Annotated in this window: 12 protein-coding genes; 6 read left to right on the top strand and 6 right to left on the bottom strand. The window is 41.4% G+C overall.

Annotated elements, in window-relative coordinates; genetic code table 11:
* Positions 1-23 precede the first annotated feature (23 nt).
* The 4 genes from BJN41_RS06665 to BJN41_RS06650 all read left to right on the top strand — a co-directional run bounded on the left by BJN41_RS06665 (position 24) and on the right by BJN41_RS06650 (position 2276).
* On the top strand, positions 24-800 hold the full coding sequence (locus BJN41_RS06665) for a TrmH family RNA methyltransferase (protein ID WP_070154119.1): 777 nt from the start codon (positions 24-26) through the stop codon (positions 798-800).
* Positions 801-956: 156 nt separating this feature from the next.
* The gene (locus tag BJN41_RS06660; RefSeq protein ID WP_070154117.1) at positions 957-1568 is read left to right on the top strand and encodes an RNA polymerase sigma factor; all 612 of its coding nucleotides are present in this window, start codon (positions 957-959) and stop codon (positions 1566-1568) included.
* Entirely contained in the window at positions 1565-1885 is a 321-nt protein-coding gene (locus BJN41_RS06655; RefSeq protein ID WP_070154115.1) for a hypothetical protein, read from the top strand. Before BJN41_RS06660 ends, BJN41_RS06655 begins: the two co-directional genes overlap by 4 nt.
* Entirely contained in the window at positions 1875-2276 is a 402-nt protein-coding gene (locus BJN41_RS06650) for a DUF3106 domain-containing protein (protein WP_070154113.1), read from the top strand. The genes BJN41_RS06655 and BJN41_RS06650 overlap by 11 nt, the downstream gene beginning before the upstream one ends.
* A 108-nt stretch (positions 2277-2384) precedes the next feature.
* On the opposite strand, the gene BJN41_RS06645 is transcribed toward BJN41_RS06650, so the two are convergent.
* The 4 genes from BJN41_RS06645 to cxpE form a co-directional block, all read right to left on the bottom strand.
* Positions 2385-4799, bottom strand: a complete 2415-nt coding sequence (locus BJN41_RS06645; protein ID WP_227515222.1) for a CSLREA domain-containing protein — start codon at positions 4797-4799, stop codon at positions 2385-2387.
* 57 nt (positions 4800-4856) lie between these two features.
* Positions 4857-6674, bottom strand: coding sequence for a rhombotarget A (rbtA, locus tag BJN41_RS06640; protein WP_070154109.1), 1818 nt, complete (start codon positions 6672-6674; stop codon positions 4857-4859).
* 122 nt (positions 6675-6796) lie between these two features.
* Positions 6797-7501: a DnaA regulatory inactivator Hda gene (gene hda, locus BJN41_RS06635; protein ID WP_019837935.1), complete on the bottom strand. Its 705-nt coding sequence runs from the start codon at positions 7499-7501 to the stop codon at positions 6797-6799.
* 14 nt (positions 7502-7515) lie between these two features.
* Positions 7516-8736, bottom strand: coding sequence for a chloramphenicol efflux transporter CxpE (gene cxpE / locus BJN41_RS06630; RefSeq protein WP_070154108.1), 1221 nt, complete (start codon positions 8734-8736; stop codon positions 7516-7518).
* A 134-nt stretch (positions 8737-8870) separates the two neighbouring features.
* Between cxpE and purM the strand changes: the two genes are divergently transcribed.
* Positions 8871-9941, top strand: a complete 1071-nt coding sequence (gene purM / locus BJN41_RS06625) for a phosphoribosylformylglycinamidine cyclo-ligase (protein WP_070154105.1) — start codon at positions 8871-8873, stop codon at positions 9939-9941.
* 10 nt (positions 9942-9951) lie between these two features.
* Positions 9952-10581: a phosphoribosylglycinamide formyltransferase gene (purN, locus tag BJN41_RS06620; protein ID WP_019837938.1), complete on the top strand. Its 630-nt coding sequence runs from the start codon at positions 9952-9954 to the stop codon at positions 10579-10581.
* 88 nt (positions 10582-10669) lie between these two features.
* Here the strand turns inward: purN and BJN41_RS06615 are convergent, their stop codons facing one another.
* Together BJN41_RS06615 and sppA are read right to left on the bottom strand one after the other, a co-directional pair.
* Complete coding sequence (locus BJN41_RS06615; protein WP_070154104.1) at positions 10670-11488, bottom strand: alpha/beta fold hydrolase; 819 nt, start codon at positions 11486-11488, stop codon at positions 10670-10672.
* The gene (gene sppA / locus BJN41_RS06610) at positions 11485-12507 is read right to left on the bottom strand and encodes a signal peptide peptidase SppA (RefSeq protein ID WP_004971820.1); all 1023 of its coding nucleotides are present in this window, start codon (positions 12505-12507) and stop codon (positions 11485-11487) included. Before sppA ends, BJN41_RS06615 begins: the two co-directional genes overlap by 4 nt.
* Positions 12508-12616 lie beyond the last annotated feature (109 nt).

Raw genomic sequence — 12616 nt, 5'->3', positions numbered from 1 at the left:
CCAATTGCTGTGGATTTTATCGCATGCCTACGATTTTTTTAGAATCAAAAGATAACCCAAAAATTAAACACTTACGTGGTTTAATTGAGCAAAATAGCTATCGTAAAAAACAAGGACAAACTGTGCTTGAAGGCACGCACTTGTGTCTTGCGTGGTTACATGAAAATAAAAAGATCAATTCGATTTTCACCACAGAACATGCACTCAGCCACCCTGACTATGAACGTATTTTGGCAAAATATACTGGCGCAGTCTTTGTTATTAGTGAATCGTTATACAAAGATTTAAGCACTTTAGGTACTTCATTGGCTTGTTTAGCCATTGTCGATTTACCAAGCTCAAGTCAAACGCTTGACTTTAAAGCAGACACGCTGATTTTAGAAAATGTGCAAGACCCAGGCAATGTAGGGACCTTATTACGTTCTGCAGCCGCTGCTGGGATTGAACAAATTATTTGCACCAAGGGTTCTGCATCACTCTGGTCACCACGTGTGTTACGTGCAGGCATGGGTGCACATTTTAGCTTACAGACTTTTGAAAATGTCACACTGGAAGAGGTTTTACCCCAATTTCAGATTCCAGTATATGTAACCAGCTCACACCATGCAGAAAGCCTCTATTCCAAAAATCTGCGCAAAGCTTGCGTCTGGATTCTAGGCAATGAAGGACAAGGTGTGTCCGACTATGCCCTACAACATGCAGAAGCGGTAAGCATTCCGCAACCGGGTGGACAGGAATCTTTGAATGTGGCAATTGCAGGCTCAATCTGTTTCTTTGAAATGGTACGCCAGCGTCTGTAAATGGTTAATTTATTTTAAAAAGACTAGCCCTGCAAAAAAAATAGATTAGACTGAAAATAATAATTTTCAATGTCAACCAAACCATTGTTTTTAGCGTTATAGAAATATGATGTTAAAAATAATGGTGGGTATCCAATGACAGGATTTTCCATCTCTATGGATTTAAACCCGAAGTCGTCACACTCGCAAAATTTGAGTGCTCTTAAGAGTACGGCTGAGCATCGTCTGAAGAATTTCATGCAAGACGTAACGGGGCGTGCCTTAGTGATGATGGAAAGTGCAACGCAAGGCCAGCACGGCATAGCGATGGATTTGGTGCAAGAGGCCTTTATTTCCTTGCATAAATCTTATGCCGACAAAGCCACAGATGAATGGTATCCCCTGTTTTACACCATTTTAAATAACAAATTACAAGATTGGCGTCGTAAAGAAGCTCGCCGCGCACAACCGTTTTCATTGTTTAAAAAAGTCAGTTTAGATGATGATGTTGAACAACTCGATATTGTCGATGAGCAAGCACTCAATCCTGCAGAGTTTTTAGATCAAGCTGTGACTGTAGAAGAAATTCAGGCAGCAATTGCGGGGCTTCCTGTGCGGCAACAACAAGCTTTTATGTTACGTGCTTGGGAAGGTTTTGATACGCAAACCACCGCACAAATTATGAACTGCACTGAAGGCAGTGTAAAAACGCATTATTACCGTGCCATTCAAGCTTTACGCAACAGTTTGGCACATATGAATCCGTATCTGGGAGGATCATCAGAATGAAACAAGATGATTTCTTAAAACAAATGACATCCAAACTTGATGGATTGGCTCGCCACCATCAACACAAAGCTGCGGTCATGAATCATGTCTTGGATAATATTCAAGACAAGAAAACATCGCGCTATGGGCTTTGGAAAATGTCAGGTTTTGCATTGGCTGCAGCAATTGCAGGTTTTGTGGTCTTACCAAATTCAATGGAAATGACCACACAACCGCAGAATCAGGCAGTGTCTGTTCCTAAACTTTCGCCACAAATGGTGGAAGATTTAGAAATGTTAATGGTGTTGGGTGAGGACAAAGTTCCACATGGCAGCTAAACGAATTGTGATTGCGTGTTGTGCGCTCAGTTTTTTACAAACCAGTTTTGCAGGGTTTGAACGTTTTTGGATTTTTTCCAAAGATGCAGATACGCAAATTACAGAAACTTGGGAAACCCTTTCTGAAGAAGAACAATTGGCGTTAATTAAGCGCTATCAAAACTTAAAAGAAATTCCTGCTGAGAAAAGCTTGGCTTTGCAGCAGCGAATGGATTGGTTTACTCAACTGCCTGATAGTGAAAAGCAAAAAATGCGTGAAACTTGGCAAAAAATGAGTACGCAAGAACGTCGTGAATTAGGACAACGCTTGCAACGAGCAACACCTGAACAACGACCCTTGATTCGTCAAGAATACATTCTTAAATATCAACAGCCTGCCATGAGTCACTAATTTTAATCTGTTGTTATAAATAATCTAGAAAGTGCCTAAACTCACCAATAATAAAAGCCTCATCGTGTAAAACAGATGAGGCTTTTGCAATAAAGACTTGGTAAAAAATTACGATTTTCTTGGACGTTGACGATAGAACGCCAATCCGATTAAACCAAACACACCCCAAAAACCTAAGCTTCCTCCGCCACCACCACTGGTTTCATAATTGGTATTTTTCGCTGTATTTTCTAAAGTAATGGTCGCTTCTGGCGATAATTCCAGTTCTTGATCGAAAATTGTGTACTTCAGCTCATAATCAAATGGGCTAAAGCTATTTCGTACTTGAACCTGAATATTGCCACCATAACAAATTTCACGGGCATAATCCCCAGGACAAGGTGCTTGACGATCTGCCGTAAGTACCACACCTGAAGGCACTTGCATAAAACGAATTGCCAGTTCTTGTCCTGTACTATCTTTATAGAATGCAGGCTTATTGGTATTTTCTTTCAGAGTGCTGATAGAACCATCGCCTGCATCGCTATCATTCAGCAATGGATTAAAACTCACTTTGAGATCTGTACCATATTCAAGTCGTACACGATCATCTTTTGCAATTGGGGCAATATTGCTAAATTTGCCTTCAAGCAAGCCCGAAGAATGCAAATTGCTGTCTAATTTTGAGGTAATGGTGTATTTACAATACGCTGAATCGGTTGCTTCTGTGACTTTATCATTCAATCGATACATCACAATCCGTTGCAACTGTGCATCCCATTCACACTTGAATAGTGGGTCTTGGGTCAATTTATCTGTGCTAAATGTGGTACCTGAGCCCGAAATTGCACCAATCCCCAATACTTCAGTGCTAATGCTAAAGTTGTCAGAATTAAGCTGTCTTAACTGAACAAATTTCCCATCTGCAGTTGGTTCATCTTGCTTTAATGCCATCGCAAATGGATCAACATATATGGCACGATATTGCTGCTTGGCTTTGGTATTGGCCAACAAATCCTGCATCGTTTTCAAATCAGCATGTGATTGAGAAACGACCGAAGATGCAGCATCTTTACTTTGATCTATCGCTGACTGAATACGGTCAATTTGTTGCTGATAATTGGCAAATAAACTTTCATAAGAGACATTACTCAAGCTTTGAATATCGGCAGCGTTTAAGCGCATTACTTCTACCGAGCCAATTTCACAGGTATTTTTTGCATCAGGATTTAAAGTCAAAGTTGCATTACTCACCCGCGCCAAACCACGTTGTTCATAATCGCTACAACCCATGCTGTTTACATCAATCAAATCTTTCGCAGGGTCTGGACCTGCTTTTGGATAATACAACGGTAAGAATAAATTATAAGCAGATGGGGCTTGCAGCGGCTGTAAAACTTGATCAAAGCTTAGCCCTGTTAAATCCAAATTTTTCGTACCGTCATAAGAATTATTTGCTGTTTCAGGTAAATCACATTCTCCTTGCTCTGTCGCTGAGCCCATTGTCACTAAGGCATTACGAATCGTGTTGATATTGTGTGCCTGCTCTAAGCTTGCGGGTAACGCATAACGACAAGATTTACCTTGGTTAAAGGCCAACATATTAAAAGCGAGATTAATGCGTGGATAATTGTCATAAAACAAAGTACTCCATGCTTTATTTTCAACAATGGTATTACTTTGCAAATACACTTGTGACAAAGTGCTAAGCGGATGATTTGCCGCATTGCTCAAGTTAAAGATATGACCTTTGCTTGCATCAGCTTGGTTTTGTGCAATCGTACTAGCGGTCAACTCAAGATCAGGTTGACCACAAAGATCGAAAGTACTAAGACTATTTGCAGCACCATTTTTCACAATACTACTGCGGTCAATTTTCACCATAGTACGTGTATTGACCAAGTTGGCACTACAATCCATTGCCAACACACTGCCTACTTTGGCTTGGTTCTCATGGATATAAGCATTTTCCAAATTGACTTGACGCTCCGCTTGATGGGCAACAACATAAATTGCGCCACCTTGCTCTGCATGGGAGTTTTGAATCTCGACATTGTTCGCAGCTAATGGGCCTGCCACAAATAGAGCACCACCTTTGCCTGCATCTGCAGGGTTGGCATTACCACCGCCATTGGCATTCCCATTTTTTAGGATGACATCGTATAGTGCTATGCTGGCTTGGGTATCTGAAGTATTGATAATGCGGCTATTACCCTGTGCATTAATACTGGTTTTTAAGGGTGCAATTGAAGGATAACGATGCGTAATTGGATCTACCTGGTTATAGTCAACCGCTGTCGCACCATAAATACGCACCATCGATTGCGGACGTAATTCTGAGTTTAAGATATATTCCCCAGCCTGCAACTGAATCATATCTGTTACACCACGGTTGGTGTTGCCTGCACTACAACCACCAAACGCCATATTCTGCTTAGCTGCAACCAAAGCTTCACGTAATGAACATTTGCTTAAGTCTTCACCATTTTGATCTTCAAAGGTCGTCACCTGAATTATCGGATTATCTGCTGCCATAAGGGACATAGCAGACAGCACCATTATCCCTGATAGTGTTTTTTTATTATTTTTCATATTCATCCTTTATGCTTTTCTACGGCGTATACCCAACAAACCCAATAACGCCATTAATCCATAAGCGCTCCATGCACCGCCTGAAACATTTATTTTATCGCTTTCCATACGATTTTCATGTTCTTGAATAACTTGGACTTTCACTTCCATATAAGGTGTCGTGCTATTAAAACGTGTGGTGCTGGTGACTAATTTAATTTTAAAGACATCTGCACCATGCCAAGCAGAATCTGGGCTATATACCAAATTCCCCAACTCATCTACAGTCAATTTTCCTTTAGAGCGAGTATCAAGTTGCTCAATTTGCACACAACCTGCTTGCCATGCTTGGCCTGTCGGATTATTTGGATAAACTTGATCACAAAACTCTTTAGGCACCAAATCACTATCACCCAACAAATCACTCACCGACATCTTAGCAATTTGACCTGCCAAAATATTTTGACCAATGAGGCTCATAGTTTCAGGAACCACCACCTCAATTGCCCCACGATCACACAAGGTAATATCTGACTGACGGTTTTTACCGCGTTGATCTGAAGCAGTACAACCGACCACTTTGTGATCCGCCAGTTGTAATTGCCCACGGTTTAACACCACAGAATCTTTCAGGCTGTTATAACTGAGCAATACACGCGGACGCATAAAGCCCAAGAATGCATTTTCAGGTACTTGATATGGACAAAACAGTGCTGTTTTATCTTGACTGAGAGTTTTGCATGCACCTTCAAGCAGATTGCCAGCAAGTACCGAATTCGCAGTCCATACAGTATTTGGATAGTTGCTATCGCCTGCTCCACAGCCAGCACCGACTAAATTATTTTGTAATCTTGTTGCATCTGAACCTGCTTGCACACAGTTCGCTGCAGTACTCACACTGACAGGATGCGGATTGCCTAAAATCACACTATTGGCAATATAGGCTTTTCCTAGAGGTGCATCGAGATACACACCACGACTATTACCAATCAAGCTAATATTATTGACACCAATATCGTCTAGCACATTCATGACATAGCCTTCATTTGCAGTAAAAGTACTGCTCACGATCATATTCCCCATGCTAGGAAAAGCTTTGATTTCTTCATCTGCCAAACTTGCTGCAGAATAGAGATTGGCTGAAGTGGTAGATGCGGTCTTGTTCGCTTTAAATACTGATGTTGTAATGACAAAGCGCGGAAATTGCGTATAAATGACACCTCCTTCCTGCGCTTGGTTAGCTTCAAGCAAGCTATTTTTGATCTCAATAAAACCTGCTGGAATCTTTTCGCCAGTCACTTGTGCAAAGTTATAAATTGCCCCACCTTGATTGGCTAGCCCCTTACTCAATTTTACATAATCTAAAATTAAATGTTCATTATTATAAATCAGACCACCCTGTTGCTGACGACAACGTTCTTCACCGCAGCCCTGTAAAGTCAATTCTTTTAAAGAAACTTTTAAGAAACGATCTTTGCTGTCTTCAATGTGGAAAATGCGCTCATTACCGCGCATCTGAATCGTGGCGTTATTCAAACCTGGTGCAGTTTTATCATTCAGACTACTGTCATAGGTAGTTTTAATTTCAAGGTTTTCTGTAATTTTAAGTTGAGTATCAATTTGATAGACGGCTTTCTTTTCTAATAAAATCACACTTGAGGCATTTTTGCCACCACAGCCCAAATAACCTTCTTCGGGCATGCCTAAATTTATATACTCGATAGCTTCACGCAAAGAACATTGTTGATCATCTGCTTTGGTGTCAGCAGTGGTGGTGACAATGATATTACTACTATATGCATGACCTGCGATAAACAGCATACCAATGCCGATGCTCTGCTTGAGCATAAGCGTACTCCTTGTAATTTTCTTTGTTTTTTTTCTTCTTTAGTTGCAAATTCCCTGCAACTTCGAATTATTTTCCGAGTAATTTGGCATAGCTTGCGCAAATTCTCAAGTAATTTTAATTTTTACCGATATTCGTCAATTAAAGCATAAATCTGACGCAGGTTTGCGCCACTTAATTTTGTTTTCTCTCCTTTGAGTAATTGCACCAACTGCTCAAGACTTTGCAGCAAAATCGAGGTCTGTTGGGGACCATGTATCAATAAATAATCAATAATTTGCGGATCGATAATAATACCACGACGCTCTAACACCGAACTCACCAGTGCTTGTCGGTCTGCATATAAACTACCCGAAGGTACTTTAACACTCACCGCTTGCGTCAAACGTGATTGTAAATCGGGTAATTCCAACTTCAATTCAATCGGTGCAAAACGGGAGGAAAATACCAACTGACCACCCACTTCATTACTGTAGTTGATTAAATGAAAAACTGCACGTTGCCAATGTGGCACACCGCTAATCGCCTCAATATCATCTAAGGCGACCAAATCATAACGATCTAAAGATGTAATTGCTTCAGTTGGGGCATCGAGCAACTCAAGTAAAGACACTTTAATGGCAGATTTGCCAATTTCTAAATATGAATCACAAATTGCAGACAGCAAATGACTTTTACCTGTACCTGCACCACCATAGACATAAAAACGATTGACCAGTCCTGCATGAAGCTGTCGTACTGCATCAATGACGTGCCCCCAACCCGGACCAGAAAAATCACTGATCCGTGCATCTAATTGAGGCTCGATGTCTAACTGCAGTTGACGCATATAACTGTAATCACCTAGGAGTCTGGCTGATCTGAGGGTTTTATCTTACTTGATTTTTCAGTCTGTTGCAGTGAGTTTGCAGCATGAGGGTCAAGTTCGATATCAATATGCACTTGTGAGGTTTCAATACTAATATCACCCGATACTGCATCTTCAGACACCACCACAGGTTGTCCATATAAGTAACTTTTTTCGTAATAATCACGCAAATGACGAAGCAGGACCACAATCACCGCAGCAACTGGCAAGGCAATTAACATTCCCATAAAGCCTGCGAGCTGCGCGCCTGCCAAAACTGCGAAAACCACGGCAACAGGTGAAAGTCCAATTTTATCACCCAATAAAAATGGTTGCAGAATGTAGCCTTCCACGGCCTGCCCAATCATGAACACCACCAGCACCAAGACCAATTGCATCCAGTCAATCCCAAATTGCAGGAAAGTGGCGATGATGGCTGCAACAATCCCTACAGCGAAACCTAAGTACGGAATAATACTGGCAAGTCCAGCAATCATACCAATAATCAAGCCGACTTCTAAACCAATCAGTTGCAATCCAGTCGCATAAACCACGCCCAACAAGATCATCACCAAAAACTGACCTTTAACAAAAGCACCTAGAACACTGTGACATTCTTGTACCACAGCCAAAGTACTTTGCTCATAAGGACGTGGAATTAAGCGACGTAGACTGTCGAGCATACGCTGCCAGTCGAGTAGGAAATAGAAAGCAATAATTGGAATGAGCACCACAGTGCCACCAATTTGAATAAAATTCAAACCAGACTGTGCGACACGCAATATCATGGCTTGAATACTATCGGCGCTATAATTGGTTTGTACATAATCCATGACAATACTGCTCATGTGCGTAGTATCAATTTCCATTTCCTCAATATTGAAAGTAGCCGATGCCCATGGCAAAAAGGTCGAATTTATCCAATTAATACCAACAGGAATGCTGTCACGTGCAATAATCAACTGCTTCCAAACCAAAGGAATGATGTACCAAACTGCCAAAGTCAGCGCGATGCCAATCCCAATAAAAACCAAACTGATAGATAGCCAACGTGGCAAACCGACTTTGCAAAATTGTTCAACCAATGGGCTAAATAAATAAGCCATGAAAAATGCAACAACAAAAGGAATGACCACTGGTTTTAATAAGTACAGCACCCAAAGGAGCAGCACTATCCCAGACAGGATAAAAATGCGACGCAAGGTACGATCGACCATAGAAATTCGCCTTTTTTCAGTTTATTCGTTATAGAGGTTAAAATATTTGAATAAAGATAGCATTTTAGCGCATAAATAACATAAGAGTTTCGTATATTCAGGTATAATCGCCCCGCGAATGCGGAGACTTCATTATGAGCAACTCAACTTCTAACCCAACCACTGGTTTAAGCTATAAAGATGCTGGTGTCGATATTGAAGCGGGCGACGCGTTAGTCGATCGTATCAAATCTGTCGCTAAGCGCACCACTCGTCCTGAAGTGATGGGGGGATTAGGCGGCTTTGGCGCACTTTGTAAAATTCCGAAAGGTTATGAAGAACCTGTGCTCGTATCTGGCACAGACGGTGTAGGAACTAAATTACGTTTAGCATTAAACTWAAACCGCCATGACACGATTGGTCAAGATTTGGTGGCAATGTGTGTCAATGACTTGCTGGTGTGCGGTGCTGAACCTCTATTCTTCTTAGACTACTATGCAACAGGTCACTTAAATGTAGACGTTGCAGCCAATGTTGTTTCAGGAATTGGTAAAGGCTGTGAGCTTGCAGGCTGTGCACTTGTTGGTGGTGAAACTGCAGAAATGCCAGGCATGTATGAAGGTGAAGATTACGATCTTGCAGGCTTCTGTGTGGGCGTGGTTGAGCAAAGCAAAATAATTGATGGTTCTAAAGTAAAAGCTGGCGACGTTCTAATTGGTGTAGCATCTTCAGGTGCACACTCAAATGGTTACTCTTTACTTCGTAAAATTTTAGACGTAAAAAATGTTGATTTAACTCAACTGGTTGATGGTCGTCCACTGGCTGACGTTGCCATGGAACCAACTCGCATTTATGTCAAATCGATGCTTGAACTGTGCAAACAAGTTGATGTACATGCTATGGCGCACATTACAGGTGGCGGTTTACCAGGTAACTTACCACGTGTATTGCCAAATGGTGCGCAAGCAGTGATTGACGAATCATCTTGGGAATGGCCAGAACTGTTCAAATTATTACAACGTGAAGGCGGTGTAGAACAGTTTGAAATGTATCGTACCTTTAACTGTGGTGTTGGTATGGTTGTCGCTGTCGATGCCACCGATGCAGACAAAACAGTTGAACTTCTCAACAGCCTTGGCGAAAAAGCGTGGGTGATGGGTCATATTCAAGATCACGCCGAATCTGTTGAAGGCGCAGATGAAAAAATTCGCGTAATTTTTGCGTGATTTGACTCACATGATCAAAATAGCTGTCCTTGTTTCCGGCAGCGGAAGTAACTTACAAGCCCTGATAGATGCCAATCTTACAGGGCAAATTGTTGGAGTTATTTCCAATAAGCCTGATGCCTATGCTTTACTACGCGCTCAACAAGCAGGGATTCAAACTGCCGTGATTGAGCACAAACACTATCCGAGTCGTGAATTATTTGATGATGTCATGCATCAACAATTACTTGATTGGGATGTTGATTTGGTCGTGCTTGCGGGCTTTATGCGTATTTTAAGTGCCCAATTTGTGCAAGCTTGGGAAGGTAAAATGCTCAACATTCATCCTTCACTCTTGCCGCATTATAAAGGCATGCGTACTCATCAACGTGTACTCAATACTGGCGATATCTTACATGGCTGTACGGTGCATTATGTTAGTGCTGAATTAGACGCAGGTCAGGCACTTGCACAAGGTGTGTTGCAAGTAAATATCCATGATGATGCCGAAAGCTTGGCTAATCGTGTGCATGTGTTAGAGCATTTAATTTACCCGCAAGTGGTTGAATGGATTTGTAACGGAACGATTCAGCACACTGCACAAGGCGTGAAGTACCGCCAGCAACTGATGCAACAACCTGTGCAGTTTTGCCATTTTTAAATACTGTTTAGTATGTCGCTTTTGATATATACGAAAAAACGCCTGTTAATCAGGCGTTTTTATGGTCTGTCCATTGGTTCAGACTGAATCAAAAGGAAGTAGTTTTGCTCTGCTGTGCTTTAATTAAGTCTTTAATTAACTGCACCGTAGCTTCAGGTTTTTCTAAAGGGAACATATGCCCACCTTCAACCACTTGATAAGCTATATTAAATTTCTTGGCGGTTATTTGTGGGAAACCTGCTTTTAGAAACGGCCCTTGTTTTGCAATTATCAATTCTGTCGGCACTTGCAGTTTTGCTTGCGGCAACCACCAAAGCGAGGGATTGGTTCTAAAAATATTTACTTCGTCCATTTTTGGAATCGTCAATTGTACTCCGCCTCGAACATAGTCATCTGTCAAAGCATGCTCAATATAAGCCTGAAAACAATCGGCATCGAAATCTTGATAAAAACCTTTCGGACGCAATAAATCAGCAGCTTGCTCACGACTTTCCCAATGATCACGACGACGCAAAGACAAAGACGCAGGCGACAGTTGATCTACTGCTTTAAGCTTAAACATTTTAGCAAAATGTAAAAACACCGATGCTTTGCCCATAATTAAAGGTGGATCAAGCATGATCACTTGTTCAAATAATTCAGGGCGTTGTAAAGAGGCTTGAAACGACAACACTGCACCTAAAGAATGCCCCAACGCAATCACTTTACGTCCCTGAGCTTGACGTACAACACTGTCAATCACTTGTTGGGTTAAGCTTTGCCAATGATTATCAATCGGATAACGCTTATCTGGCCCCAACAAAGGGACATAAATCACATCGTAGTCATCTTTAAGTAAATCAAACAGTTTTTGATAAACCTTCGATGGCACGCCATTGGCATGCGCAAAATGAATCAGTGGTTTCATTGTAATTTCGCGTTTTGCTCAGTCTGAATATGTTGAGATAAAGAAGTGGCAAAGCCCTCTCCCACTGCTGCACCCATACGACCCAACACAGAGTCTAAAGGACTGTGTTCAATGGTATAGTTCACTGTTTTATCTAGGTTTAAATCACGCTTCAGGCTATTTAAACTGCCAATCTTATCGGCAATGCCTAAAGTCACGGCTTGCTCACCTGTCCAGAACAGACCTGAGAAAATCGCAGGATCTTGTGATTTCAGTTTCGCACCACGTCCATCTTTCACCGCTTGAATAAAGTGACCATGCACATTATCCAATACAGCTTGTACATGTTTTTTCTGTTCAGGATCAACAGGTTGCGTCATCGACAATAAAGCTTTATTTTCTCCAGAGGTCATGGTGCGATCTTCTACACCCATCTTCTGCATTAAACCGCTCAGACCGTAATTTGGCATAATTACGCCAATCGAACCCACCAAACTTGATGGATTGACAATAATTTCATCTGCAGCTGAAGCAATGTAATACGCACCAGAAGCGCCAGTATCGCCAATCACGGCATAAAGTTTTTTACCTTGATGCTGTTTTTTCAGATATTGAATTTCTTGCCAGATTTCATCGGACTGTACAGGTGAACCACCTGGAGAATTAATATTTAGCACCACCGCCTGACTGTTGCTGTTTTCATAGGCTTTTTTCAGTGACTTGATGGTGTCATTACTATTCACACTTTGCTTATCAGATGCAATTGTGCCAACAATATCCACCACCGCGATATGTGGACTCGCTGCCGATGGATTCGTGGTCGTGGTACTGCACCCTTTGCCCATTATCACCAACAGTAAAAATATATAAGCAAAAGTTAAAAACTTAAAGAAAATTCCCCAACGACGTGCACGACGTTGTTCTTCAACTGAAGCCAAAACAGCTTTTTCTAATAGTTTCCACTCATTGCCTGTGGGCTGCTGTGCTTGTGGAGATATTTGTTGTGATTCATTTTGTGGTTTTGGTGGCCAATCGGACATGAAACAATCCAAAAAATAGTAAATTTGCTCCATTATATACACGGAATTGGCAAAAACTGTCTAAAGCCTGTATTTTCTCCTATAATATTTTACATCTTTATCCTTTCTA

This window comes from Acinetobacter towneri (genome assembly GCF_001758345.1).
In the GTDB taxonomy this organism is placed as follows: domain Bacteria; phylum Pseudomonadota; class Gammaproteobacteria; order Pseudomonadales; family Moraxellaceae; genus Acinetobacter; species Acinetobacter towneri_A.
This window is presented reverse-complemented; position numbering and strand designations above follow the sequence as displayed.